The sequence below is a fragment of the Micromonospora sp. KLBMP9576 genome (genome assembly GCF_050941805.1).
GTDB lineage: Bacteria > Actinomycetota > Actinomycetes > Mycobacteriales > Micromonosporaceae > Micromonospora.
The window spans coordinates 5,067,501-5,091,937 of the sequence record NZ_CP194567.1 but is presented as its reverse complement, the minus strand read 5'-3'; the positions used below and the strand labels follow the sequence as shown (position 1 = coordinate 5,091,937).

Here is a 24,437-nt window from a genome sequence, read left to right as displayed (position 1 = left end):
GCCCGCCGGGCCCGGGTGGGTGCGGCCGCCGGTGGTCGACGTGCACACGCACGTCGTACCGAAGGGGTGGCCGGAGCTCGGGGCGGCGTGCGGCGGCTCCGACTGGCCCCGGCTGCGGATCGACTCCGAGCGGGCCGCGATGATCATGGTGGGGGAGACGGAGTTCCGCCCCGTCGGCGCCGAGTGCTGGGACGCGGCCACCCGGCTCGGCGACATGGCCGCCGACGGCGTCGACGTGCAGGTCGTGTCGCCCACCCCCGTCTTCTTCAGCTACGACCGCCCCGCCGACCAGGCCGTCAGGGTGGCGCGGATCTTCAACGACCTGACCCTGGAGGTGACCGCCGCCGGGGGCGACCGGCTGGTGCCGTTCTGCCAGGTGCCGTTGCAGGATCCGGCGGCGGCCTGCGCCGAGCTGGACCGCTGCCTCGCGGCCGGGCACGCCGGGGTGGAGATCGGCAACCACGTCGGCGACCGCGACCTGGACGACGCCGGGATCGTGGAGTTCCTGACGCACTGCGCCGAGGTCGGCGCCCCGGTCTTCGTGCACCCCTGGGACATGCCGGGCGGCCCCCGGCTGGACCGGTGGATGGCGCGCTGGCTCGCCGGGATGCCCGCCGAGACGCACCTGTCGGTGCTGGCGCTGATCCTCGGCGGCGTCTTCGACCGGGTGCCCGACACGCTGCGGATCTGCTTCGCGCACGGCGGCGGCAGCTTCCCGTTCTGGGCGGGCCGGGCCGACAACGCCTGGCACCGCCGGGGCGACCTGGTACGCGGTGCCTCCACCGCCCCGCCCAGCTCGTACGTCGACCGGTTCTGCGTCGACTCGGTGGTCTTCTCCGGGCCGGCGCTGCGGTTGCTCGTCGACACGATGGGCGTCGAGCGGGTGCTCCTCGGCAGCGACTACCCGTACCCCCTGGGGGAGCGGCCGGTCGGCGCGGTCGTCCGCGACGCCGACTTCCTCACCGACGCGCAGCGCGACGAGATCCTCTCCGCCAACGCCCTGCGGTTCCTCGGCAAGCCGTCGATCGACCGGGACCGGACCGGCACCTTGGCGTGATCACTCGTGTCGCCGTGGCGATCGCCGGCGGAACCGGCAGGATGAGGGGATGGCCGAGCCGCACGACCTGACCGCGCTGGAGCAGGCCGCCGCCATCGCCGGCGGCGAGCTGTCCAGCGTCGAGCTTGTCGAGCACCACCTGGCCCGGGTCGACGCGCTCGCCGACACCGTGGGCGCGTTCGTCACGGTCACCCCCGAGCTGGCCCGCGCGGCGGCCCGCGCCGCCGACGCCGTCCCCGCCGACGCGCGCGGCCCGCTGCACGGCGTACCGACCGCGATCAAGGACCTCACCCTCACCGCCGGGGTGCGCACCACCTTCGGCTCGGCGGCGTTCGCCGACTTCGTGCCGCCGGTGGACGCCGACGTGGTCCGGTTCATGGCGGCGGCCGGGCTTGTCAGCCTCGGCAAGACCACCACCTCCGAGCTGGGCTGTTCGCTCCACTCGGAGGGGCTGGTCGCGCCGCCGGCCCGCAACCCGTGGGACCTCGCGTACACCGCCGGCGGCTCCAGCGGGGGAGCGGCGGCGGCCGTCGCGGCCGGGCTGGTGCCGCTCGCCCAGGGCTCCGACGGCGGCGGCTCGCTGCGCATCCCCGCGTCACTGTGCGGCCTGGTCGGCTACAAGCCGAGTCGGGGCCTGGTCTCCGGTGGTCCGGTCGGCTCCGGCGCCTACGGCCTGCCGACCAACGGGCCGATCGGGCGCACGGTCGCCGACGTGGCGGCGCTGCTCGACGTGCTGTCGCGCCCGGCGCCCGGCGAGCCCTACCTGGCGCCCGCCCCGCCGGCCGGCGGTTGGCTCGGCGCGGCCCGGGGGGCCGACCCGGGCCGGCTGCGCGTCGGGCGGTTCACCGCCCCGATGCTCGCCGACGAGCCGGTGCACCCCGACTGTCTCGCCGCCGTGGACCGGGCGGCGGCGCTGCTCACCGCCGCCGGCCACGAGGTGGTCGACGTCCCCGCGCCCGTCGGGCCGGAGGTCTGGCCCCTGTTCGAGATCGTCTGGTACGTGCTGGCGCTGACGCCCGTGCCGCCCGGGCGGGAGAGCGCGCTGCTGCCGTTGACCCGCCACCTGCGGGCCCGGGGCGCGGAGATCTCCGCCGGCACCCTCGGCGCCACGCTCGGCGAACTCCAGGCGCAGGTACGCCGCGGCGTGCGCCGCACCGCCGGTTGCGACCTGCTGCTCTGTCCCACCCTGGCCGCCCCGCAGGCGCCGCTGGGCTGGTTCACCGAGGGCGGTGATCCGGCGGCCGATTTCGACAGGCAACGCCGGTTCTCGCCGTACTGCGCCGTCTTCAACGTCACCGGCGACCCGTCCGTGTCGCTGCCGGTGGGCGTCACCGCCGACGGGCTGCCCGTGGGGGCCCTGCTGACCGGCCGGTACGGCGAGGACGCGAGGCTGATCGCGACCGCTGCGCAACTGGAGCACGGCAGTGGCGGGTGGGATCACCACCCCGCAATCTGGCGGGCCGTGGGCTCCGCTAACGTGAATGGCAGCGGTGTCGGGCGGTCGGCGCCATGATCGTCCACCCGACCCGGATCCTTGAGGTCTCTTCTTCCGCCTGGGGGCGTTGGGATTGTCTGTAACCGAGACGTTGCTGGTCTTCGTCGGCATCCCGGCGGCTGCGGTGCTGGTGATCGCCGGCCTGGCATACGCGGGCAGCCGTGGTGACGGCGGTGGCGGCAGCAAGCGCTACCGGCCGGGCCGGTCCTTCGACTTCACTCCGGTCTGGTTCCTGCGCCGCCCGGAGCAGCTGGCCGACTCGGCCGGCACCGCCCTGGCAGCGGGCGCGCAGGCGCCGGCGCTGACCAGCCACGAGCTTGAGCGGCACGGCGCCGACGCGCCGGCCGGTGGAACCGGAGGCGCAAGTGACCGTTGGTGAGAAGCAGGCCGGGGCGCCGACCCCGCCGGAGGTGCTGGACGGGCCGTTCTCGACCCGCCAGCTACTGCGCATCGACGAGGCCCTGCGCCTGGCCGACCAGGGCACCGGGCTGGTCTTCTCGGTGTTCGTCGGCGGTCTCGACGAGCCGATCCGGGAGCACGCCGAGCGGCTGCACCGCCAGCTCGCCGACCCCGACCGGTCGGTCCTGATCGCGGTGTCGCCCAACCAGCGGCGGCTGGAGGTCGTCACCGGGCGGCACGCCCGCAAGCGCATCCCCGACACGTACGTCCGGTTGGCCGCGCTCTCCATGGTGGCGTCCTTCGGCGGCGGCGACCTGGCCGGCGGCATCATCAACGGCCTCGACCAGTTGGCCAGCCACGCCGGCAAGGGCTGATCCCCGCACCTGCGTGCGGGGTGTGCCTGCGCGCCCGGTCGCAGCGACACCGAAGCCCGGTCCGCCATGCGGACCGGGCTTCGTCGTTCCCGCGTACCCGCGGCCCTGGGCCAACCCCCGAGGGTGACCGGCACCGCCGGGCATCGCGGCGCCCACCGACCCGGGGAGATCGTGGTGGGAACCGGCCCCTCCAGGGGCCCCGCGCGCCCGGATCTCCCCGCTGTGCCGTCACGGGGCGAGGCCGGGCGGGCGACTGCCCGCCCGGCCTCCACCGCGCGTACCGGCAGGTCAGGCGCTGCGGGCGTCGCGCTCGCGGGCCCGCAGGGCGCGCAGGACGCCGTCGCGGCCCTCGGCCACCAGCCGGCGCAGCGACGTCGGGTGGCCGTCGCCGGCCAGCCACGCGTCGGTGGCCGCCACCGTGTCGTCGTCCACCAGGTACGCCGGGTACGCGAGCTGCGCGAACTCCTGCGCCGGCTCGCTGTCCCGGCTGCCCCAGACCTGGTCCACCGTGGCGAAGTACTTCTCCCGGTAGGGCGCGACCAGCTCGATCTGCGCCGGGTGGGTGAGGCCCTGCAACAGCGCCCGGTTACGCCAGTTCGGCAGGGCCTCCGGGCCGGTCAGCCTGGCCCAGACGGCGGCCTTGTTCTCCGCCGTCGGCACCAGGGCGTGCGCGTACGCGGCCTCCCGCTCGCCACTGGCCGTCCGGTCCCCGGCCAGCTCGGCCTCGATCTCGGCCACCCCGGCCGCGCCGTTAGCGACCAGCGAGTCCAGCACGGCCCAGCGCAGCTCGGTGTCGATGGCGAGCCCGGCCGGGACGTCGGCGCCGGCGAGCCAGCCGCGCAGGGCGGCCAGGTCCTCGGCGGAGCGGGCCGCCGAGGCGTACGCGCGGGCCCAGGTGAGCTGGAAGCCGCTGCCCGGCTCCGCCGCCGCGAGCGCGGTGCGCGCGGTGCGGGCCAGCTCCGCCCAGCCGCTCGGCGCCCAGGCCGGGTCGGCGTAGAAGGTCAGCGCCGTGGTGGCCTGCCGCAGGGTGGCGTTGACCAGGTTGATGTCGGTCTCGGCGGGCAGCCCCGCCAGGACCAGCGTCACATACTCCCGGGCGGGCAGCTCGGCGTCGCGGGTCATGTCCCAGGCGGCCGTCCAGCACAGCGCGCGGGCCAGCGACGACTCGAAACCGGCGATGTGCTGCACCACGGTGGCCAGCGACCGCAGGTCGAGGCGCAGCTTCGCGTAGGTGAGGTCGTCGTCGTTGAGCAGCAGCACGTCGGCGGCGGGCACGCCGCGCAGCGCGGGCACCTCGGTCCGCTCGCCGCTGACGTCGACGTCGTGGCGCTCGCGGCGCACCAGCCGGCCGTCGGTGAGGTCGTAGAGGCCCACCCCGATCCGGTGCGTCCGCAGCGTCGGGTGCCCCTCGGGCGCCGTCTGGTGCACCACCACCTGCTCGTAGGTGCCGTCCGGGCCGATCTCCAGCACCGGTCGCAGGGTGTTCACCTGCGCCGTCTCCAGCCACTGGGCGGCGAAGTCGCGCAGCTCCCGGCCGGAGGCCGCCTCCAACTCGGAGAGCAGGTCGTCGAAGGTGGCGTTGCCCCACGCGTGCTTGGCGAAGTAGGCGCGCAGGCCGGCCAGGAAGGGCTCCAGGCCGACGTACGCGACGAGCTGCTTGACCACGCTCGCGCCCTTGGCGTACGTGATGCCGTCGAAGTTGACCTCGACCGCCTCCAGGTCCGGCATCTCGCAGTAGACCGGGTGGGTGGAGGAGAGCTGGTCCTGCCGGTAGCCCCAGTTCTTGCGGATGGACAGGAACGTCGTCCAGGCCTCGGTGAAGCGGGTGGCGTGGGTGTTGCACCAGTGGCTGGCCCACTCGGCGAACGACTCGTTGAGCCACAGGTCGTTCCACCAGCGCATGGTGACCAGGTCACCGAACCACATGTGCGCCAGCTCGTGCAGGATCGTGTTGGCCCGCTGCTCGTACTCGTAGTCGGTGACCTGCGAGCGGAAGATGTAGTGCGACTCGGCGTGCGTCACGCAGCCGAAGTTCTCCATCGCGCCGGCGTTGAAGTCGGGCACCCAGAGCTGGTCGTACTTGGGCAGCGGGTACCGCACCCCGAACTGCTCGTGGAAGAAGTCGAAGCCCTGCTTGGTGACCAGGAAGAGGTCGTCCGAGTCGAGGTGCGGCGCCATCGAGGCCCGGCAGAACGCGCCCAGGTCGATGCCGTCGTGGCTGTCGCGCACCTCGTGGTACGGCCCGGCGCAGAGGGCGGTGATGTAGGTGCTCATCCGCACCGACGTGGCGAGGTGGACCGTCTTGAGCCCCTCGCCCGCCGGCTCCTCCCGGTCCACCGGCATGTTCGAGACCACCTTCCAGTGCTCCGGAACGGTGGCGTGCCAGGTGTAGACGCTCTTCAGGTCCGGCTGGTCGAAGCAGGCGTAGGCCCGCTGGGCGTCGGCCGTCTCGAACTGGCTGTAGAGGTAGGTCTCGCCGTCGACCGGGTCGACGGTGCGGTGCAGGCCCTGCCCGCTGTTCGAGTACGCGAAGTCCGCCTCGACGACGAGGGTGTTCTCGCTGTCCAGCCCCGACAGGGTCAGGCCCGTCTCGGCCGACCAGTCGCCCAGGTCGACCGGGGTGCCGTTGAGCGTCGCGGACCGGACGGACTCGGCGGCCAACTCGATGAACGTGCTGGCCCCCGGCTCCGCGCATCGGAACCGGACCTCCGTGCGGCAGTGGAAGGTGCGAGCCTCGGCCGCCCGCACCGCGGACGAGAGGTCCAGACTGATGTCGTATCCGGTCACGTCGAGCAGGCGAGCCCGCTCCGTGGCCTCGACCTGCGTCAGGTTGCGCACTCCCGGCACTTTCGTCTCCATCCGTTTCACCGCACGCCCGCGGGCGCCTCGTCGGCCGCTCGTGACGGCCGGATTCGAGTCTTCCATGCACGAACACCCTGTGGTGGGCGAGGTCACGCTCTCATTCCCCTGTCGGTCGATGCCCTTCGGGGTGAAGATCGGGCGAGGCGCCGGGAGACCGGCGCACCCCCGTCGTGAAGGGAACCGCCGTGAGCGAACGCGCCGCCGTAGACATGTGGTTCGACCCCCTCTGCCCGTGGGCGTGGATCACCTCCCGCTGGCTGCTGGAGGTCGAGCAGGTCCGGGACGTGGACATCCGCTTCCGCGTGATGAGCCTGTCGGTGCTCAACGAGGGCCGGGAGCTGCCCGAGCAGTACCAGGAGCTGATGCGCACGGGCTGGGGCCCCGTGCGGATCTGCCTCGCGGCGGAGCAGCGGTACGGCCAGGACGCCGTCCGTAGGCTCTACACCTCGCTCGGCACCCGGATCCACCTCGGGCGGGAGACGTTCGGCCCGGAGCTGTTCGTGGCCGCGCTGACCGACGCCGGGCTCGACCCGGCCCTCGCCGACGCCGCCGCGAGCACCGGGTACGACGAGGCGCTGCGGGCCAGCCACGAGGCCGGCATGCGGCCGGTCGGCACCGACGTCGGCACCCCGGTGATCCACGCGCCCGGCCCGGACGGCGGCACGGTCGCCTTCTTCGGCCCGGTCGTCACCCCGGCGCCGAGGGGCGAGGCCGCCGGCCGGCTCTGGGACGGCGTCCTGCTGGTCGCCGGCACCCCGGGCTTCTACGAGCTGAAGCGCTCCCGCGACCTCGACCCCAGCTTCGACTGAGTCCCGGCCGCTGCCTGCTTCCCCGCCCGCCGGCGGGCCCGCCCCGTGGCGCGAGAGCACACGCGGCGGGCCAACCACCCCGGCGGGCGGGGTGGCGCGTCACCGGGTCGCGCGCGCGATCGTTGGCCACGGTGTCCGCCGCAGCGGCCCGCGGGCCGCATCCGCAGCTCGTGGAGGCAGTTCACATGGCCAAGCACCGTGCGTCCGGTGACGATCCGTCGACCCGGGAGGGGGTGGGCGAGGGTCCGGTCACCGCGTACTGGTCGGTCGACGACTCCCGCTGGCCGACGCTGCGTCCCGACCTCCCCGAGCACGTGGTGGACCTGCTCGCCCCGCCGATCGTGGTGGGTGTGGCCCGCGTGCCGGTCACCTCCCGGCTCACCCCGCCCCGTTAGCTCTTTCATCTGGTGGACCTCGCGCGGGTCCCACCCGGGCGGGAATAGCCTCGCCGGTAGCGTCTTGGCACATGACGGTCGTGCATCCGATCGCCCGGGCCTGGATCACCACTGGCGGCACCGGCGCGCAGAACTACGACGAGTTCGCCGACGACGCGGAGATCACCGCGATCATCGAGGCGAACCCGCACAGTGCCCTCGGCATCGAGATGCCGCACCGGGCACCGGAGAGCCTGGGCAGGTCCTTCCTCGACGCCCTGCCGGCCGCGGCGGCCCGCCTCGCCGAGGCCAAGGCCGACGGCAGCTACACCCCGGCGGAGCAGGTCGTGGTCCTCTACCGGATCAGCGCGCCGGGGGAGGAGAACGCGTACGGGCTCTGGGCCATGGTCGACACCGACCAGATCTCGACCCGCGCCGACGAGCCCGGTCTGGTCATCCGCAACGAGGACGTCTTCATCGCCAAGGTGCGCGAGCGCGTGGCCCTCGCCGAGACGCTGGGCCACCTGCTGTCGCCCGTACTGCTGCTGCAGACCGGGCGCGGCGACGAGCTGCACGCCGCCCTCGCGGCGGCGACCGACGCGGCCGGGGCGCCGGCGGCGACCGACACCGACCAGTCGGGGCGCACCCACGCCATCTGGCTGCTCGGGCCGGGCCCGCGCCAGGACGAGCTGACCGCCCTCGCGGGCGGCGGCGAGCTGGTCGTGGCCGACGGCAACCACCGCAGCCTGGCCGCGCAGACCGGCGGGCTGCCGCGCTTCCTGTCGGTGATCACGACCCCGGCGTCGGTCGCGATCCAGCCCTACAACCGGCTGGTCAGCGAGCTGACCACCACCGCCGACGAGTTGCTCGCCCGGCTGCGCGCCGCGGGCGCGCGCATCGACCCGCTCGACGGCCCGGTCGAGGTCCCGGCGGCCGGCGGCGTCGTGCACCTGCGCCTCGCCGGCCGGGGGTACGCGGTCATCCTGCCGCACGCCGGCGACAACCCGCTGGAGAACCTGGACCACGCCCTGGTCGAGCGGCTGCTGCTGCGCGACGCGCTCGGGCTCGACCCGGGCGACAAGCGGATCACCTACGTCGGCGGCGACTACCCGGCGAGCTGGCTGACCGGCGAGGTCGACGCGGGCCGGGCGGAGCTGGCGGTGCTGGTCGCCCCGGTGACCGTGGACGACTTCGTGGCGGTCAACCTGGCGCGCGAGAAGATGCCGCGCAAGAGCACCTGGTTCACCCCGAAGGCGCGCGGCGGCCTGGTGGTCGCCGAGCTGTCCCGCTGACCGGTGCCGAATCCGCCTCGGTGGCGCCGCCCGCGCGCCGGCGCGCGGGCGGGCCTGACAGACTGCGCGGTATGCGCGTCTACCTGGGATCCGACCACGCCGGTTTCGAGCTGAAGGTGCACCTGGTCAACCACCTGACCAAGGAGGGGTACGACGTGGTCGACGTCGGCCCGCACGCCTTCGACCCGGACGACGACTACCCGGCTTTCTGCCTGCACACCGGTGACCGGGTGGTGGCTGACGGCGGCAGTCTCGGGGTGGTCATCGGCGGTTCGGGCAACGGCGAGCAGATCGCCGCGAACAAGGTGGCCGGCGTCCGGGCGGCCCTCGCCTGGAGCACCGACACCGCCCAGCTCGCCCGCGAGCACAACGACGCCAACGTCGTCGCGGTCGGCGCCCGCCAGCACACGCTGGACGAGGCGACCGCCATCGTCGAGGCGTTCCTGACCACGCCGTTCTCGGGCAACGACAGGCACGCGCGCCGCATCGCCCAGGTGGCCGACTACGAGGGCACCCGCCAGCTCCCCGCCCTTCCCTGACCGCCCGGTCGGGTCGCCCGGTCCTCCGGGCCTTCCGACCGCCGCACCGCCGGGCGGTGCGCGGGTCGGGGATCAGCGGCGGGGGAGATCCTCGCGGGGCGTCCAGTTGCGGCGCACGACCACCACACGCTTCTCGGCCTCGGCCAGGTCGTCGTCGGTGGGGCGGGCGGCGTCGCGGGCCCGCATCGCGGCGGTCACGTTCACCTGGGACGAGCCGGGGCCGACGAGGCCCCGTAGGCCGCGGTCGCCCTCCTCACCCGGCCCGCTCCGGCGGACGCGGGGTGGCACGGGAGCGTCGGGGGTCCCGGTGGCCGGCGCGTTGGGGGTCTCGGTCGCGCCCGCCTCGCCGCTCGGGTGCCGCAACCGACGCCGACGTCGCTCCACGTCTCCCATCCGCCGACCGTACCGCCCTGGCCCGGTCGGCGCCGGCTCCCCGCCCGCGGGGACGACGGTTGCGGCCGGGTTCTGCCGGGTGCCGCGCGACACACCTGAGCGCCGCCCGGTCGGGGCCGGGGGTGCGTGCCGGTGCGGGCGCGGCGACGGATTTGCCGGCTGGCTACCCTCGGAAGGGACGGCGGCCGGTGGCCGCCGTCGGGTCCAGGGGAGGGACGAGATGGTCGACCAGACGCAACCGTGGGCCGAGCGGACCGTCGAGGTGCCGCCGCAGCCCGGTGCCGCGGTGCCGCCGCAGCGCGACGCGTACCAGCGGGGGGTGGCCTCGGTCGGACGGTCCCGCACGTCACGGACCGAGCCGCTTCCCGTCGTGGAGCACGAGCCGACGGGCACGGGGTGGCCGGGCGAGCCGGCGCCGCGTCGGCCGCTCAGTTGGCACGTGGAGCAGTTGAAGCGGGGCGGGGAGTGGAGTGTCGCCGGGGCGCTCTTCGCCTTCGTCTGCTGGGGGATCTGGGCCATCTCGGGCGGGGGTGACCTCGGCGGCCCACTGCTGATCTTCGTGCTGAGCCTGCTGGTGGCCGCCGGCCTCTTCGCGTTGACCCGGCTGCTCGGCCGGCTGGTGCTGGAGCGGCAGCTGGGTCGGATCCGGCGCAGCGCCCGCGGCGCGCACCTGGTGACGGCCGTGTTCCTGACCGTCCTCGGGATCGCCTACCTCCAGCAGACCGAGTGGGTCGTGTCGGCCTGGAACTGGGTCACGGGCAACTGACCGTACGTCGCGGGCGGGCCGGCGTGGCCCGCCCGCCCGCGCGTGCGGTCGCGGTCTCCCGCGACCTTCGGTCGTTCCACCAGGTGGCCGGCTGCTTACCCGGCCGGCCACGGTTCATCCGCGCCCGGCCGGGGCTGCTTCGCGGCTCAGTGCGTTCCGCCGTGGCCCTCCGCTTCCGCCTTCGGGGAGGCCACCCGGGCGGCCGGGTCCTCGACGCCGGGCTCCCCGCCGCCGGGCGCCACCATTCCGTCGTAGTTGTAGGTGATGCCGCCCTCGCCGTGCCGCTGCGTGGTCCGGATGTAGCGGTGCATCATGCCGTCGATCTCCACCTCCACCAGGGCGTCGCCCGTGTCGAGGGTGCTGCCGTCCCGGGGTCCGCCGACGAGGTGTGCCTTCGTGTTCGTGTCCATGTCAGGGCGGTACCCGGGTGGACCCGGTGCAAAACGGGCGACGGTCGCCGGGGCGTGGCGACGAGGGGGCGCCGGCGGTATGACCGACGCGGGATGTGTCGGGCCATTGCCAGGCATCGATGAGCATCCATAGGCTCCCGCCATCGGTTGCCGGCGTGTCGCCCAGGACGCGCCGCGAAGGTTCGGGAGGCTCCCATGGTCCGTTGGCGCACACTCGTCGGCCGGTTGGCCACCGCGTTGGTGGCGGTCACCGTCGGCTCGTTCGTCCTGGCCGTTCCGGCCTCCGCCGGGCCCGCGCCCGGGATGACCCCGTACGTCGTGGGCGGGACGCTGGCCGCGCAGGGGGAGTTCCCCTTCATGGTCCGGCTCTCCATGGGCTGCGGCGGCTCGCTCTACAGCCCCAACCTGGTGCTGACGGCCGCCCACTGCGTGGGCAGGACGGGCGCGAACACCAGCATCACCGCCACCCTCGGCGCGGTGGACCTGCAGTCGTCGAGCCGGATCCAGGTGCGCTCGAACTACGTCTACCGCGCGCCCGGCTACAACGGCAACGGCAAGGACTGGGCCCTGATCCGGCTGGCCACGCCGGTCACCACGCTCCCGACGCTGAAGATCGCCACCAGCACCGCGTACGACAACGGCACCTTCACGGTCGCCGGGTGGGGCGCCACCCGCGAGGGTGGCGCGCAGCAGCGCTACCTGCGCAAGGCCACCGTGCCGTTCGTCAGCGACGCGACCTGCAACTCCTACTACGGCGGCCAGGTCATCGCGAGCGAGGAGATCTGCGCCGGCTACGCCAGCGGTGGCACCGACACCTGCCAGGGTGACTCGGGCGGCCCGATGTTCCGGCGGGACGCGAGCAACGCCTGGATCCAGGTCGGGATCGTGAGCTGGGGCAACGGCTGCGCCCGGCCCTCCTACCCCGGCGTCTACAGCCAGGTGAGCACGTTCGCCGCGGCGATCGCCTCGGGGGCGGCGAGCCTCGGCGGCTGACCCGCAACCTCCGCGGGGCCCGACCGGCTGGACCGGTCGGGCCCCGCGCACGTTGTCGCGGCCTCGGGTGGGCGGGCGGCTCCCCGGTGACGGGGAGCCGCCCCGGGGGTTCAGGGACCGCAGTAGAGCAGGCGGTTCGAGGTGCCGCTGACCACGCCCGTGAGCACGCCGACCGTGGCCCGGCCGGTCAGGTGGGCCGCCACCTGGGCCGGGGTCCAGGTGGGATTGGCCGAGAGGACGAGCGCCGCACACCCGGCGACGTGCGCGGCGGCCATCGAACCGCCGCTGATGGTGGTCACCGCCGTGTCGCCGGTGTGCCAGGTGGACCTGATGTTGGCGCCGGGGGCGTACAGGTCGAGGCAGCCGCCGTAGTTGCCGCTCGGCATCCGGGCGTCGGTGCTGGTGGTGCCGGCCACGGTGAGCGCCGCCGCCACCCGCGCCGGGGAGTAGTTGCAGGCGTTGGCGTTCGAGCTGCCCGCCGTTACGACGTAGGTCACCCCGGACGCGATCGACGCGACCACCGCGTTGTCCAGCGCCGTGCTGGCCCCACCGCCGAGCGCCAGCAGCGCCACCGCCGGCCGCACCGCGTTGGCGGTGACCCAGTCCACCCCGGCGATGACCTGGGAGACGGTGCCGCTGCCGGCGCAGTTGAGCACGCGTACCGGCCGCAGCCGGATCTCCTTCGCCACCCCGTGCAGGGTGCCGCCGACGGTGCCGGCGAGGTGGGTGCCGTGGCCGTTGCAGTCGTCGGCCGGGCCGCCGTCGACGAGGTCGACCCCGCCGCCGGCCCGGCCGCCGAAGTCGACGTGGGTGCCCCGCACGCCCGTGTCGAGGACGTACGCGTGCACGTTGTGCGCGGTGTTCGGGTAGGCGTACCGGCCGTCGAGCGGGAGCCGGCGCTGGTCGATGCGGTCCAGGCCCCACGAGGGTGGGTTGAGCTGCACGCCCGGGCCGACGAGGGTCACCACCCGGTCGGACTCCACGTACGCCACGGCCGGGTCGGCGGCGAGGCGACGGGCCGCCCGCTCCGGCAGGTGCGCGACGAAGCCGGTGAGGGCGTGCCCGTAGACGGGTCCGAGGGTGGCTCCGTACCGGTCGGCCAGCCGGTCGGCGGCGCTCGTGAGGGCCCCCCGGCGGTCGCCGCCGGGAGCGAGGGCGTCGCCCTTGAGCACCACGACGTAGCGGTCGGCCACGGCGTTCGCGGCGTCGGCGTGCAGGATCTCGCCGGTGGCGGCGGGGGCCGCCGTGGCGGGTGCGCCCGTCGCGGCGGCGATCGCGGCGGCGGCGAGTACGCCCACCGCGCGGGCCCGCCATCGTCGGGTACGGGGAAGTGTCATCTGCCGGTCCTCCTCCTGTCGGCCCCGCGCCGGCTCGGGAGGCGGACGCGGGGCAACCTGGCCGTTGCGAGGAGGCTATCGGCTATATAGATCCTTCTGAATCAATGTCGGCTTCTGGCTACTCGTCGGCGAAGCGGTAGAGCACGAAACCGTACGGGGACTCCGCCCCGCCGTCCCGCCCGGCGCCGCAGACGATGACGCTGGTGTTCCACGAGCAGGTGTCGCTGCGGACGTCCTCCAACCGGCCCAGCTCCGTCACCTCGCCGGACTTCACCGACATCCCGGCGACGCTGCGGTCGTCCTCGCCCGAGCTGGTCTGCTCGGCGAAGAACAGCAGGTTGCCCGCGTCGAGCCGGACCGCCACCCCACCCCGCTCCTGCACGACCCGACCGTCGGGGCCGAACAGCGTGCCGGCGTACTCCGGGGACTGCCGCTGGGCGAGCAGGTGCTCACCCAGTGGCACCAGCAGGGTCGCCTCCGGCGCCTTCCAGCGGTCGAAGCCCTTCTCGTCCGCCGCCACCACCTCGGCGGTCTCGGCGTCGCCGCCGGTCACCTCCAGCACGCACGCCCGCCGCTCGCCGCAGGGCACCAGGGCCTTCGGCCGACGCCGGTCGTCGCCGGCGCTGTAGAGCACCTTCGGCTGGGCGTTCGTCGCCAGGTCGTACGCGAGCACCTGGTAGGCCGTCTCGTCGCGGGCGACGTAGAGCCGGTCCCCGTGCACCGCCACGAGGTCGTCGTGGTCGGCGACCCCGGTCCATTCGCGGATCTTCCGGCCGTTTCCCATGTCGAGCAGCCGCACGGACCGGTCCGCGCCCACCTGCACGATCTGCGCGACGTCGCCGAGCCAGCGGTTGCGCGGGGCACCGCTGAGGAAGGCCGGACCCCCCAGCGCCTCGTCGGTGTCGACGCGGTGGACGCTGGTGGGGGCGTTGTCGTACCGGTCGCGCGGGCTGGGCTGCGTCCAGATCTCCCGGCCGTCGCTCAGTTGCAGTCCGACCAGCCGTTTCCCGGCGCGGTCGACGCGCACCGCGACGCCGTCGCCGAAGAGCACCTCCTCGTCGCCCAGGATCGACTGGCGCCACCGCTGCTCCCCGGACGCGCCGTCGAGCAGGACGAGGTCCCGGGGGGTGTCGTCGCCGATGGCGTCGGCGAAGACCGCGACCCCGCCGGGCAGGGCGACGATGCGCTCCCACTGCGGCGAGGACAGGGCGGTCTGCTTACGCCACCGCACCGCGCCGGTAGCGGTGTCGACCGCGACCACCTCCAGCCGGCCGTCGGACAGCGGGTACCCGAGGTAGGCGCGGCCGTCGAGGACCGCGGTGAACATGTCCGCCGGCCGTTGCGTGCCCGCCGGCACCCGGGCCACCTGTTCGACGGCCCGGAACTCCAGGCCGGGGTAGCGGTCCCGGGTCAGGTACAGCGCCGCCGCGGTCGCCACGCCGGCGAGGGCGAGGACGGCGGCGAGCGAGATCCAGAGTGCCCGACGCCGGGGAAGCGTCGGCCCGTCCCGGGGGCCGTCGGGCGTCGGGTGCACCGGCGTGCCGGAGACGGGTGCGCCCGGCCACGCCCCCGGCGCCCCGCCCTCGGCAACGCCCGGCGACCCGTACGGCCCCGAGGCCCCGGCCGGTGCGTGCGCCGCGGACTCCCCGGCCGGCGCCCAGGGGGCGGCGGGGGGCGGGGCTCCGGCTGCCGCGCCCGGCGGGGCGAACGGCGCGTGCGGTGCCGGCACGGCGGGCACGGTCGCTGCGGTCGACGGGCCACCGACCATCGTCGGCGTCAGCCCGGCGGGCAGGGCCGGCGTGACGCCCTCCGGCCCGGCGACGGCGGTCGGCGCGGGCGGCTGCGGCGCGACGGACCCGGGCTGCGGCGCGGCGGCGGGTTGCGCGGGCACGGCGAAGGTGTCGGCGGCCCGGGCGCGTCGGGGCAGGGGCAGGTCGGTCAGCGCCCCCTCCGCCACCGGCAGCTCCGGCTGCTCCAGCACGGTGGGGGCGACGCCCAGCTCAGCGTGCAGCAGCCGGGCCACCATCGGCATCCGGGTGGCGCCGCCGACCAGGAACAGGCCGGAGAGCTGCTGCGGGTCGAGGCCGGCGGCGCCGATCACCTCCCGGGTCACCGCCACGGCCCGGCCCAACAGCGGCGCGGCGACCCGCTCCAGGTCGGCCCGGGTGAGCGTGACGGCCGCCTCCACCCCCGGCACGGCCACCGGCGCGGCGGGGACCCGCGACAGCATCTCCTTCGCGCCCCGCACGTTCTCCCACAGCTCGTGCCGTTCCCGCCACTGCGTCGCGGACTCCGGGCGGTTCAGCCGCTCCCACCGTCGCGGGTGCGCCTCGGCGACCAGCTCGCCGAGGCGGCCCAGCAGGGCCGCGTCCAGGTCCAGTCCACCGAGGTCGTCGGCGCCGCCAGCGGCGACGACGGCGAAGCCGGAGTCGCCCCACGGGTCGGCGCCCTCGTTGCGCAGCACGGCGACGTCCAGCGTCCCGGCGCCGAGGTCGAAGACCGCGATCGTCCCGCCCACCGGCACCGGGCGGCGCAGCACCTGGGTGTAGTAGCGCGCGGCGGCCACGGGTTCCCGCAGCAGCCGGGTGCCCGGCGGGGTGGGGCCGGAGAGGGTGTGCTCGGCCGCCGTCGGCCAACCGGCCAGCGCCAGGGCGTCGGCCAGCACCTGACGCCGGGCCTCGTTCCAGGTCGCCGGGCAGGTGAGCACCGCCGGGGGCAGGAACCCGACCGTCTCGACGGCGGCCCGGGCCACCGCGTGCAGCGTCGCGGCCAGCAGCTCGGCCGGTGGGTACCGGCGATCACCCAGCGGCAGCGTGGGCTCGTCGATGCGCCGCTTCGGGTTCGGCTCGTACCGGCCCGGATCGGTGCGGGCCAGCCGCTGGGCGTCCCGACCGGCGTGCAGCAGCCCGTCCGTGTCGGCGTACACGCCGGAGGGGAGCACCGGCTGGCCGTCCACGAGCAGCGGGCGGGTGTGCCCGTCGGGCCGGCGCAACACGGCGACGGTGTGGGACGTGCCGAGGTCGACGCCGAGGGCGTACCCCTCGTGCTGGCCTGCCATCTGCCGTTACCTCCGCGGGACGAGGGGATGCCCGGTCCCGCATCGTACGCAGCAGCCGCACCGACGTCGGTCCCGCCCTGACGCGCCGTACCGCTCGTGCCGCGGTCGCCGCGTCGAGAGGGGATCAGCGACCGCGCGCCAGCTCCTCGACCTGGGCGAAATCGGTGACGCGATCGCACTCCTCGTCGCTCAGCCTGTTGATGAGAGCCTTGCCGGCCTGGGCCTGCCTCGTGGTGGGCAGCGCACCGGCGACGAGTTGCGGCAACACCAGTTCGTAGCCCACCCGGGCCCTGGGCGGGTACCGATGGCGCGTACGGGTCACCGCGCTCGCCACCCGCAGGGCGTGTTCGTTGCCCGGCGGGACGTCGCGGCGGTCCACCTCGCGCGCCCCGAAGCGCATCCGGTGGTGGAACTCGCACGTCTCGCAGGAGACCGGCCCCCCGGTCAGCCGCGACCCGCACGCCGGGCAGGTCAGCCGATCGAGCGCGCCGTCGACCGTCCGCCACCCGTACGCCGCCGGATCGGCCACCACCAGCCAGGCCACCTCGATCGCCTCCGCCGAGTCCGCGGCGACGTCGAGGTCGCGCAGCAGGGCGTGCCACTCCTGGCGGATCTCGGCTTCGATCTCGGCCACGACGCGACCGAGAAGAGCGCTTCGCCAGGTGGGGGAGGGACCGTCCACGCTCGCCATGGTGGCAGCAGCGCGCCCGCCGGGCGACGCATTTGCCGCCGGACGGGTGGCGCGGGCGCAGCGGCCCCGGGCGGTCGGCGTCGCCGTGGCGTGCCCCCGGCGCACCGTCCTCCCCCGAGGACGGTGCGTCCTGCACGTCGTCGAGGTGAGGCCTTGCGGTACCCGCTCCCATAGACCAGGGTGGATCCGGAAACGGGCTGCGCACTGGTGGGCTTCAACGACCTCGGCTGGGGGTGTCCGACCCGACGGCCTGATCGCGGACATGCGGACGCTGATCGCGAACGCCCGGTCGGCCAAGCACAGCATCCGGCTGCTGGTCGCGACCGTGCCGCGGCGCACCCCGCTGGACGCGCAGCCGGACCTGGGCGCCCGGATCAGCGCGTACAACGCGAAGCTGGAGGCCGCCCCTACACCGATCCGACCGGTTCCATACCGGCGTTGGTGCCCGTCTCGCCCGCCTGGATGCGCGCCACGCCCACCGCCGCGGGGATCAGGCTCGAGTGGCAGCACTCGTTCGGCGCCGGCGGCTACTGGCTCTACCAACGCGACGCGACGGCCGGGGGAGCGTTCGAGCGGCTGCCGTTGCAGATCCCGGCCGACTCCTGGTCGGTGAACTGGGTGGCGCCCGGTCACCGCTACGAGTTCTACGTCGTGGCCACCCGCGGCAACTGGCTGGCCACCGGGCCGTCACCGATCGCGTCGACCACCGTCGCGCAACTGGAGACCGCCGCAGGCCCGCCGAACATCAGGCCTCGGGGTCGGGCTACGTCGACGTGAGCTGGGACGCGGCCACCGGCCCGTACAGCGGGACCGTGCACAGCTACCGCGTCTACTACCTCGACAGCTCCGAACCGGGCAGCATCGTCGCCACCAAGACCACCACCGGGCGGTCCGTCCGGTTGTCGGGGCTGATCAGCGGCCACTCGTACGTCCTGGCCGTGTGTTCACTCAACGCGGCCGGTGAGGGGCTGCCGGCGCCCGGCCCGACCCTCACCGTCGGCTGACCGCCGCCGGCGGGAACGACGCGGTCGATCGCGGCGCCGTCCCGGGGCGTCAGCGGCGCAGGGCGGCGCCGCTGACGCCCCGGCAGGATGCTCCGCCGGGAGCCTCAGCTGTCCGCGGGCGGGTCGGCCTGCGGTGCTTCCCCCGCCGGGTCGGCCTGCGCGGCTAATCCCGCCGGGTCGGCCTGCGGTGCTTCCCCCGCCACCAGGGCGCGAACGTGCTCTCCGACGCCCCGGTAACGGGCCACCGCCCGTGGCAGGTCGTCGTCCCGGATCGCCCCGCCCACCTCATGATCGACGCCGCGCATGCCGGTCTCGGCGGCCACGATGCGGGCGAGGGCGTACGCGGCGGCGAGGGCGGCCTGCGCGCCGGCTGCGGTCGCCGCGTACCGGTAGGGGATCTCGATGGAAGCGGAATCGCCGGCGTACCACAGCTGCATGGCGGGATCGTAGAGCCACAACTCAAGGTGCGTCGGGTACCGACCCTCCTCGGCTGCCCCGATCTCCCGCCGCGCCCGCGCGACGATCCGCCGCCAGGCGGCCTCCTGCCCGTCGGTGAGCTGGCGGGGCGGCAACCCGTCGCCGTGGTCGTCGTCCTGACCCGCTATGGACAGGCCGATGTCGTAACCCATCCGTGAACAGTAGGGAGGATGACATCGAGGCGGTCGGAACACGAACGCCCAGGCTCGGCGCGGCTTGCCTGTCGCCGGGTTTCCGCGCGACTGGACCCCGGTACCTGGTGACAGGCCTCGAAGCGGCGCGGCAGCGACCGCCGGAAGCACAACGGTGGGTGACCACTCGCAGCGATCGTCACGGCCTGTCCACGGGGGTGGGCCTGTCGGCGGTGGAGGCAACGATGTCCCCGGCAGCCCGGATGGCATCGAGGCAACGAGACGCAGAGGCGCGGCCCCGTACCGGGTGGACCCGTTAGCCCGATTAACTCCGGCTTCTGATGTTGGTTGCGGCCAACTCTCCAAAGCTACGGTGTGCTCATGCCGCCGCAGCCACACCGCCCTGCGCTCCTCGTCATCGACATGCAGGACGACATGCTGTCGATCATGCACTGCCCTGACCGTACCGTCGCAACCATCGCGAGCCTCAGCTCCAGGGCGCGCGCCTCGGGCGTTCCTGTGGTCACCATCAAGCAGCACCAATGCGGTGGCGTCCTGCCCGACCTGACGCCGCAGAAAGGTGAGCCGGTAGTGACGAAGACGACCGCGGACGCCTTCCTGGGCACCGAACTCGATGCGACGCTACGTTCTGTCGGCGTGACCGAGGTTCTGGTCACGGGCTTCGCCACGGAGAACTGTGTGGAGACGACCGCGCGCCAGGCGCTCAGCCACGGCTACGACCTGGTACTCGTGGCGGACGGGCACACGACATCCATTCGCTCCGGACCGACGGACTTCGTTGCGCCAAACCAATCGATCGCCCACCACAACGAGATCTACCGGCACATCGGCTTCCCCGATCGCAGCGTTCGGGTTCTGTCAGCGATGGAGGTTGACTTCGCGGCACCGGCACCGGTCTCGCGAGATTAGCTGGGGCCGCCCGGTGGGCACCTGCCTGTCCAGTGCGGTGCGCGACCAGCTCCGGGCGGCACGGAGCGCCGCCGTCGTGGTCGGGGTGGCTTGCCGCAGCGGTCGGGCGTGTGACGCCGAAGTACCTGCGCGTGTTGAACCCGCTGCGGAAGCGCATCGAGGACGGCGACCACGCCCCCGGTGCGGCACTGCCGTCGGAGAACCGCTGCAACGGATAAGCCACGTCGGCATGCGGGCAGTACTGGTCAGGGCTACCGGCGAGTCGGCGAAGGCAACGGCGGCCGGGGAGCCGGACCGCCGCCCACCGGCACGAGAACCCGCCTCGGACGGCGCGGCCGGCGCTACTGGCACGCCAATGGCACGCAAGATCAAAAGAGGGCTGGAACGAGAACGGCCCAGGCTCGGCGGCGATGCCGCTGACCTGGGCCGGAGTTCGTGGAGCGGGCGACGGGAATCGAACCCGCACCGTCAGTTTGGAAGACTGAAGCTCTACCATTGAGCTACGCCCGCGTGCCCGCCATCGCGGGACGTCGACAGCGTACCCAACGACCTGCTCGGCTCGCGCGGCCGTACCCCACCGGCGGCCAGACGGGTCGCGGACAGTGGCTGGGTGCCCGTTTGGTCCGATTCGGCGCGTTGGCCGCCGCCCCGGCACGCCTGGTGGCCCGCGACGGCATAGACTGCTCGTCGTCACGGGGTGTGGCGCAGGTTGGTAGCGCACTCGCTTTGGGAGCGAGGGGCCGTGGGTTCAAATCCCGCCACCCCGACTGTCGTCCGCGACCGGTCGCGGGGTCGCTCTCCGCGCGGTCCCGGCCGCTGCCGGCCCGGCCGGCCGGCTCACCTACACTCGATGGGCTTGTTGCGCCCAGACTAAAACCGAGATCCGTCAAGGAGTACGCCTGTGAAGAGCACCGTCGAGACTCTGAGCCCGACGCGCGTGCGGCTCGCCATCGAGGTGCCGTTCGTCGAGCTCGAGCCGAGCCTCAGGAAGGCGTACCGGGAGATCGGGCAGCAGGTCCAGGTGCCCGGCTTCCGTAAGGGCAAGGTTCCGACGGCCGTGATCGACCAGCGGGTCGGCCGGGGCACCGTCCTCAACGAGGCGGTGCAGGAGGCCATCCCGCAGCAGATCCTCGCCGCCGTGCGTGAGCACGACCTGAAGACGCTCGGCCGCCCGGAGGTCGAGATCACCGAGTTCAACGACGGTGACTCCCTCAACTTCACCGCCGAGGTCGACGTCCGCCCGGAGATCACCCTGCCGGATCCGACCACCATCGAGGTGACCGTCGACGAGCTGCAGATCGACGACAGCGAGGTCGACGAGCAGGTGAAGGGTCTGCGCGAGCGGTTCGCCACCCTGAAGACCGTCGAGCGGGCCGCCGCGGACGGCGACTACGTCCAGATCGACCTGAACGCCACCGTCGACGGCGAGGACGTGCCGGGCGGTTCGGCCAGCAACATCTCCCACGAGGTCGGCAGCAAGCAGCTCCTCCCGGGCCTGGACGAGGCCGTCGTCGGCCTGTCCGCCGGCGAGAGCACGACCTTCACCACCCAGCTCGTCGGCGGCGACCTCGCCGGCAGCGACGCCGAGGTGGCGGTGACCGTCCGCACGGTCAAGGAGAAGGAGCTGCCGGAGCTGAACGACGAGTTCGCACAGCTGGCGAGCGAGTTCGACACCATGGAGGAGCTGCGCGGCGACCTGCGCGAGCGGGTCAGCCGGGGCAAGCGGGTCGAGCAGATCTACGCCGCCCGCGACAAGGCGCTGGAGCAGATGGTGGCCGCCGCCGAGGTGCCGGCGCCGGAGGGTGTCATCCGCGAGGAGGTCGAGAACCGCAAGCAGGCGATGGTCGACCAGCTCGAGCGGATCGGCGCCTCCATGGAGGAATACCTCGCCGCCGAGGAGAAGACCGAGGAGCAGATCGACGCCGAGCTGACCGAGGCGGCGACCGAGGGCGTCAAGATCCAGCTTCTGCTGGACACCCTCGCCGACGCCGAGGACGTGCAGGTCTCCGACGACGAGTTCGGCCACGAGATCGTGCACCGGGCCCAGCGCGCCGGGATGGCCCCGCAGCAGTACTACGACCAGCTCGTGCGTTCGGGTGCGGCCGGCGCCATCTTCGGTGACGTGCGGCGGGGCAAGGCCCTGGCCTCGGTCATGGAGCGCATCAAGATCAAGGACGCGGCGGGCAACGAGGTCACCCTCGACGCCCTGCGCGCCGCCGACGAGGCCGAGCACAACCACGAGCACTGATCGTCGGGGTGAGGCCGCCGTCCGCCGCCTGCGGTGGACGGCGGCCGATTCCCTTTCCGGGTACGCCTCGACGGTGCTGCGCTGATAGCGAACACTGCCCGGACCGACGCTCTGCCACCTGGCTGAGCGGTTAGTGTCGGGTAGGACGGTACGGAGAGCGAAGGGCTGCCATGACCGACATGCACATCCACGCGAAGCCGCTCCGGGCGATCGATGCCCGCGGTGGCGACACCATTGGCAACCTCGACGACTCGGTCTACAACCGGTTGCTCAAGGAACGCATCATCTTCCTGGGCAGCGAGGTGACCGACCAGGTCGCCAACCGCATCTGCGCGCAGCTCCTGCTGCTCGCCGCAGAGGACCCGGACCGCGACATCAACCTCTGGATCAACTCGCCGGGCGGTTCGGTCTACTCCGGCATGGCGATCTACGACACCATGCAGTTCATCGACAACGACGTCTCGACCGTGGCGATGGGCATGGCGGCGTCCATGGGTCAGCTGCTGCTCTGCGCCGGCACCAAGGGCAAGCGTTACGCCCTGCCGCACGCGCGGATCATGATGCACCAGCCCTCCGGCGGTCTGGGCGGCACCGCGTCCGACATCGCCATCCAGGCGGAGCAGATGCTCTACACCAAGCGCATGTTCCAGGAGCGGGTCGCGCACCACACCGGTCAGAGCCAGGCTCAGATCGAGGCGGATTCCGACCGCGACCGCTGGTTCACGGCCCAGGAGGCCCTGGACTACGGCTTCATCGACAAGGTGATCATCGGGGCCGCCCAGGTTCCGGATGGCGCCGGGACCCTGAGCTGAGGAGCTGACGATGACCGACCTGAGCCTGCCGCCCCAGTTCGCGGCCGTGCACAACCGCTACGTCCTGCCGTCGTTCGTCGAGCGCACGTCGTACGGGGTGAAGGAGTCCAACCCCTACAACAAGCTCTTCGAGGACCGGATCATCTTCCTCGGCGTCCAGGTCGACGACGCGTCGGCCAACGACGTGATGGCGCAGTTGCTGACGCTGGAGGGCACCGACCCGGACCGCGACATCATCATGTACATCAACTCGCCCGGTGGCTCGTTCACCGCCATGACGGCGATCTACGACACCATGCAGTACGTCCGGCCGGACATCCAGACGGTCTGCCTCGGTCAGGCGGCGAGCGCCGCCGCCGTGCTGCTGGCGGCCGGCACCGCCGGTAAGCGGATGGCGCTGCCGAACTCGCGGATCATCATCCACCAGCCGGCCACCGAGGGTGGCTACGGGCAGGGCTCGGACATCGAGATCCAGGCCCGGGAGATCCTGCGGATGCGCACGCAGCTCGAGGAGATGCTCTCCCGCCACTGCAACCGGGAGATCGAGAAGGTCCGTAAGGACATCGACCGTGACAAGATCATGACGGCCGAGGAGTCCAAGGAGTACGGGCTGGTGGACACCATCCTCACCAGCCGCAAGAAGGGCCTGTTGGCGGCCAGCGCCGCCAGCTGAACAGCCGGGTCGCGGTCGGCCGGGAGCCCACTCCCGGCCGACCGTCTGACACGCCCGATTTGGGGGTCGGAGAAACCTCCGGCAGCGGGTAACGTCGGGTCTGTGCGGCTCCACCGGTTCGCCGGCGGGCCGCACGAGCGGGGCGAAACGAGGCGGGCGCTTCCACGTCCGCAGGCGAGGGCCGGGTCTCCGGCCGACGAGTGCAGGGAGAACGTAGGTGGCACCACGGATCGGTGACGGCGGCGACCTACTGAAATGCTCCTTCTGCGGTAAGTCGCAGAAGCAGGTCAAGAAGCTCATTGCGGGCCCCGGGGTCTACATCTGCGACGAGTGCATCGATCTCTGCAACGAGATCATCGAAGAGGAGTTGGCCGAGTCCGGCGAGGTGAAGTGGGAAGAGCTTCCCAAGCCGATGGAGATCTGCCAGTTCCTCGACACCTACGTCGTCGGCCAGGACCAGGCCAAGAAGGCGCTCGCCGTCGCGGTCTACAACCACTACAAGCGGATCCAGGCCGAGGCGGCCGGCGCGCCGGGTTCCGGCAGCGACGCCGTGGAGCTGGCCAAGTCCAACATCCTGCTGCTCGGTCCGACGGGGTGCGGCAAGACCCACCTGGCGCAGACCCTGGCGCGGATGCTGAACGTGCCGTTCGCCATCGCGGACGCCACCGCGCTCACGGAGGCCGGCTACGTCGGCGAGGACGTGGAGAACATCCTCCTCAAGCTGATCCAGGCCGCCGACTACGACATCAAGCGCGCCGAGACCGGCATCATCTACATCGACGAGGTCGACAAGATCGCCCGTAAGTCGGAGAACCCGTCGATCACGCGGGACGTCTCCGGCGAGGGTGTCCAGCAGGCGCTGCTCAAGATGCTGGAGGGCACGGTGGCCAACGTGCCGCCGCAGGGCGGGCGCAAGCACCCCCACCAGGAGTTCATCCAGATCGACACCACAAACGTGCTGTTCATCTGCGGTGGCGCCTTCGCCGGGCTCGACCAGATCATCGAGGCGCGCAGGGGGCAGGGCGGCACCGGGTTCGGTGCCCGGCTGCGGTCGGTCTCGGAGCGGTCGACCGATGACATCTTCAGCCAGGTCATGCCGGAGGACATGCTGAAGTTCGGGCTGATCCCCGAGTTCGTCGGCCGGCTCCCCGTGATCACCAACGTGCGCAGCCTCGACCGCGACGCCCTGGTGCGCATCCTCACCGAGCCGCGTAACGCCCTGGTCCGGCAGTACCAGCGCCTCTTCGAGCTCGACGGCGTCGAGCTGGAGTTCGACCAGCCGGCCCTGGAGGCGATCGCCGACCAGGCCATGC

The 24,437-nt window shown here is 73.2% G+C and carries 24 protein-coding genes and 2 tRNA genes (1 of these 26 only partly in view); 18 read left to right on the top strand and 8 right to left on the bottom strand.

The features are described 5' to 3' along the window. Positions 1-19 precede the first annotated feature (19 nt). The 4 genes from ACQ452_RS22395 to ACQ452_RS22380 are packed head-to-tail and all read left to right on the top strand — an operon-like array spanning position 20 to position 3,325. A complete protein-coding gene (locus ACQ452_RS22395) occupies positions 20-1,057 on the top strand; it encodes an amidohydrolase family protein (RefSeq protein WP_433394333.1) in 1,038 nt (345 codons plus the stop codon). A gap of 49 nt (positions 1,058-1,106) precedes the next feature. Then, positions 1,107-2,570: an amidase gene (locus ACQ452_RS22390; RefSeq protein ID WP_433387060.1), complete on the top strand. Its 1,464-nt coding sequence runs from the start codon at positions 1,107-1,109 to the stop codon at positions 2,568-2,570. 49 nt (positions 2,571-2,619) lie between these two features. After that, positions 2,620-2,931 (top strand): aa3-type cytochrome oxidase subunit CtaJ, encoded by a 312-nt coding sequence (ctaJ, locus tag ACQ452_RS22385; RefSeq protein ID WP_433387059.1) that lies wholly within the window; start codon positions 2,620-2,622, stop codon positions 2,929-2,931. Further along, positions 2,918-3,325, top strand: coding sequence for a DUF5130 family protein (locus ACQ452_RS22380; protein ID WP_433387058.1), 408 nt, complete (start codon positions 2,918-2,920; stop codon positions 3,323-3,325). Before ctaJ ends, ACQ452_RS22380 begins: the two co-directional genes overlap by 14 nt. Positions 3,326-3,613: 288 nt before the next feature. Here the strand turns inward: ACQ452_RS22380 and pepN are convergent, their stop codons facing one another. Beyond that, the gene (gene pepN / locus ACQ452_RS22375) at positions 3,614-6,163 is read right to left on the bottom strand and encodes an aminopeptidase N (protein WP_433394332.1); all 2,550 of its coding nucleotides are present in this window, start codon (positions 6,161-6,163) and stop codon (positions 3,614-3,616) included. Between the two features lie 209 nt (positions 6,164-6,372). Here pepN and ACQ452_RS22370 point away from each other — a divergent pair, with 209 nt between their 5' ends. The 4 genes from ACQ452_RS22370 to ACQ452_RS22355 all read left to right on the top strand — a co-directional run bounded on the left by ACQ452_RS22370 (position 6,373) and on the right by ACQ452_RS22355 (position 9,201). Beyond that, the gene (locus ACQ452_RS22370) at positions 6,373-6,996 is read left to right on the top strand and encodes a DsbA family protein (RefSeq protein WP_433387057.1); all 624 of its coding nucleotides are present in this window, start codon (positions 6,373-6,375) and stop codon (positions 6,994-6,996) included. 185 nt (positions 6,997-7,181) lie between these two features. Next, positions 7,182-7,391: a hypothetical protein gene (locus ACQ452_RS22365; protein WP_433387056.1), complete on the top strand. Its 210-nt coding sequence runs from the start codon at positions 7,182-7,184 to the stop codon at positions 7,389-7,391. A 71-nt stretch (positions 7,392-7,462) separates the two neighbouring features. Further along, a complete protein-coding gene (locus ACQ452_RS22360) occupies positions 7,463-8,662 on the top strand; it encodes a DUF1015 family protein (protein ID WP_433387055.1) in 1,200 nt (399 codons plus the stop codon). A gap of 71 nt (positions 8,663-8,733) precedes the next feature. Continuing rightward, the gene (locus ACQ452_RS22355; RefSeq protein ID WP_433387054.1) at positions 8,734-9,201 is read left to right on the top strand and encodes a ribose-5-phosphate isomerase; all 468 of its coding nucleotides are present in this window, start codon (positions 8,734-8,736) and stop codon (positions 9,199-9,201) included. Between the two features lie 72 nt (positions 9,202-9,273). Here ACQ452_RS22355 and ACQ452_RS22350 read toward each other — a convergent pair whose 3' ends face one another. Further along, positions 9,274-9,594 (bottom strand): hypothetical protein, encoded by a 321-nt coding sequence (locus ACQ452_RS22350; protein ID WP_433387053.1) that lies wholly within the window; start codon positions 9,592-9,594, stop codon positions 9,274-9,276. A gap of 220 nt (positions 9,595-9,814) precedes the next feature. Between ACQ452_RS22350 and ACQ452_RS22345 the strand changes: the two genes are divergently transcribed. Then, positions 9,815-10,360: a hypothetical protein gene (locus ACQ452_RS22345; RefSeq protein WP_433387052.1), complete on the top strand. Its 546-nt coding sequence runs from the start codon at positions 9,815-9,817 to the stop codon at positions 10,358-10,360. Positions 10,361-10,506: 146 nt separating this feature from the next. Here ACQ452_RS22345 and ACQ452_RS22340 read toward each other — a convergent pair whose 3' ends face one another. Beyond that, the gene (locus ACQ452_RS22340; RefSeq protein ID WP_433387051.1) at positions 10,507-10,770 is read right to left on the bottom strand and encodes a hypothetical protein; all 264 of its coding nucleotides are present in this window, start codon (positions 10,768-10,770) and stop codon (positions 10,507-10,509) included. A gap of 195 nt (positions 10,771-10,965) precedes the next feature. Here ACQ452_RS22340 and ACQ452_RS22335 point away from each other — a divergent pair, with 195 nt between their 5' ends. Then, positions 10,966-11,763 (top strand): S1 family peptidase, encoded by a 798-nt coding sequence (locus ACQ452_RS22335; RefSeq protein ID WP_433387050.1) that lies wholly within the window; start codon positions 10,966-10,968, stop codon positions 11,761-11,763. 110 nt (positions 11,764-11,873) lie between these two features. On the opposite strand, the gene ACQ452_RS22330 is transcribed toward ACQ452_RS22335, so the two are convergent. The 3 genes from ACQ452_RS22330 to ACQ452_RS22320 form a co-directional block, all read right to left on the bottom strand. After that, the gene (locus ACQ452_RS22330) at positions 11,874-13,100 is read right to left on the bottom strand and encodes a S8 family peptidase (protein ID WP_433387049.1); all 1,227 of its coding nucleotides are present in this window, start codon (positions 13,098-13,100) and stop codon (positions 11,874-11,876) included. A 118-nt stretch (positions 13,101-13,218) separates the two neighbouring features. Next, positions 13,219-16,158, bottom strand: a complete 2,940-nt coding sequence (locus ACQ452_RS22325) for an Hsp70 family protein (RefSeq protein WP_433387048.1) — start codon at positions 16,156-16,158, stop codon at positions 13,219-13,221. Between the two features lie 124 nt (positions 16,159-16,282). Further along, entirely contained in the window at positions 16,283-16,792 is a 510-nt protein-coding gene (locus ACQ452_RS22320) for a hypothetical protein (RefSeq protein ID WP_433387047.1), read from the bottom strand. Positions 16,793-17,290: 498 nt separating this feature from the next. On the opposite strand from ACQ452_RS22320, the gene ACQ452_RS22315 reads away from it, so the two are divergent. Beyond that, positions 17,291-17,626, top strand: a complete 336-nt coding sequence (locus ACQ452_RS22315) for a hypothetical protein (RefSeq protein WP_433387046.1) — start codon at positions 17,291-17,293, stop codon at positions 17,624-17,626. Further along, on the top strand, positions 17,623-17,853 hold the full coding sequence (locus ACQ452_RS22310) for a fibronectin type III domain-containing protein (RefSeq protein ID WP_433387045.1): 231 nt from the start codon (positions 17,623-17,625) through the stop codon (positions 17,851-17,853). Before ACQ452_RS22315 ends, ACQ452_RS22310 begins: the two co-directional genes overlap by 4 nt. A 104-nt stretch (positions 17,854-17,957) precedes the next feature. Here ACQ452_RS22310 and ACQ452_RS22305 read toward each other — a convergent pair whose 3' ends face one another. After that, entirely contained in the window at positions 17,958-18,482 is a 525-nt protein-coding gene (locus tag ACQ452_RS22305) for a hypothetical protein (RefSeq protein ID WP_433387044.1), read from the bottom strand. 360 nt (positions 18,483-18,842) lie between these two features. Here ACQ452_RS22305 and ACQ452_RS22300 point away from each other — a divergent pair, with 360 nt between their 5' ends. After that, positions 18,843-19,391: an isochorismatase family protein gene (locus ACQ452_RS22300; protein ID WP_433387043.1), complete on the top strand. Its 549-nt coding sequence runs from the start codon at positions 18,843-18,845 to the stop codon at positions 19,389-19,391. A 436-nt stretch (positions 19,392-19,827) separates the two neighbouring features. Here the strand turns inward: ACQ452_RS22300 and ACQ452_RS22295 are convergent. Continuing rightward, positions 19,828-19,901, bottom strand: a tRNA-Gly gene (locus ACQ452_RS22295). 183 nt (positions 19,902-20,084) lie between these two features. On the opposite strand from ACQ452_RS22295, the gene ACQ452_RS22290 reads away from it, so the two are divergent. From ACQ452_RS22290 to clpX, 5 genes are all read left to right on the top strand, one after another. Continuing rightward, positions 20,085-20,158 (top strand) — tRNA-Pro (locus ACQ452_RS22290). 134 nt (positions 20,159-20,292) lie between these two features. Next, on the top strand, positions 20,293-21,639 hold the full coding sequence (gene tig / locus ACQ452_RS22285) for a trigger factor (RefSeq protein ID WP_433387042.1): 1,347 nt from the start codon (positions 20,293-20,295) through the stop codon (positions 21,637-21,639). Positions 21,640-21,809: 170 nt separating this feature from the next. After that, positions 21,810-22,451, top strand: coding sequence for an ATP-dependent Clp protease proteolytic subunit (locus ACQ452_RS22280; RefSeq protein WP_433387041.1), 642 nt, complete (start codon positions 21,810-21,812; stop codon positions 22,449-22,451). Positions 22,452-22,461: 10 nt separating this feature from the next. Continuing rightward, the gene (locus tag ACQ452_RS22275; RefSeq protein WP_433387040.1) at positions 22,462-23,124 is read left to right on the top strand and encodes an ATP-dependent Clp protease proteolytic subunit; all 663 of its coding nucleotides are present in this window, start codon (positions 22,462-22,464) and stop codon (positions 23,122-23,124) included. A 217-nt stretch (positions 23,125-23,341) separates the two neighbouring features. Continuing rightward, positions 23,342-24,437 carry the 5' portion of an ATP-dependent Clp protease ATP-binding subunit ClpX gene (clpX, locus tag ACQ452_RS22270; protein WP_433387039.1) on the top strand. It continues 203 nt past the right edge of the window, so the window shows 1,096 of its 1,299 coding nt (coding positions 1-1,096); its start codon is at positions 23,342-23,344; its stop codon lies off the right edge, out of view.